Origin of the sequence: Anaerococcus faecalis (genome assembly GCF_013371425.1) — a bacterium.
GTDB lineage: Bacteria > Bacillota > Clostridia > Tissierellales > Peptoniphilaceae > Anaerococcus > Anaerococcus porci.
Genome location: NZ_JABVBA010000027.1, coordinates 1 through 637, shown reverse-complemented (window position 1 = coordinate 637; position 637 = coordinate 1). Strand labels below are relative to the sequence as shown.

At 32.0% G+C, this 637-nt stretch carries 1 protein-coding gene; it reads right to left on the bottom strand.

Going from position 1 to position 637, the window contains the following annotated elements:
• Nucleotides 1–271: 271 nt before the first annotated feature.
• Nucleotides 272–637 (bottom strand): winged helix-turn-helix domain-containing protein (locus tag HV819_RS11385; protein ID WP_176270276.1); only part of this gene is annotated, 366 nt, incomplete at its 5' end.

Here is a 637-nt window from a genome sequence, read left to right as displayed (position 1 = left end):
TTATCTTCCTTATAATCTTTTGATAACTCTTCTAAAAACACGTTCATGCAATTTGTGTTGCAATAAGGAAGTACTAAAAAGAAATTTTCGCCAATAATTGGCTCTACCGCACCATATGCATATCTATATTCCCTTATGTGGTGGCATAGGACTTGTGGTCTTATCTTTTTATTGCACCAGCAATATTTTGGCTTGTTTATGCGTCCAAATCCTGCTTCGTCTTGAAATATGATTCTTACTCTTTTATTCGGGTTAACGTTTCTAATTTCTCCTATTTTGGATTTAATTTTTTTGAGGCTTCTATAGCCTCTTCGTTTGCTTTTTTGGGATGTCTACTCCTTGGCATTATTTTTCTGAATCCGTGTCTTTTTAGAACATAATATATTTGTCCATTACCTATAGAGTGACCAACTAGTTCTCGGTAAGCTTTTTCTATTTCTTTGGCTGTTATTATTTGACCTTTTTCTGCCCTTTCTTCGAATTGTCTTAAAAATTCTTTTTCCTCTTCGAATGTCAAATTTCTATTATTACCAATTCTTTTTTTATTTTTGAGTCCATCAATAGAACTTTTTTTATATTTTCTTAACCATTCAAAGATTGTAGACATTGCAACATCAAGCTTTTCAGAAATTTCTCG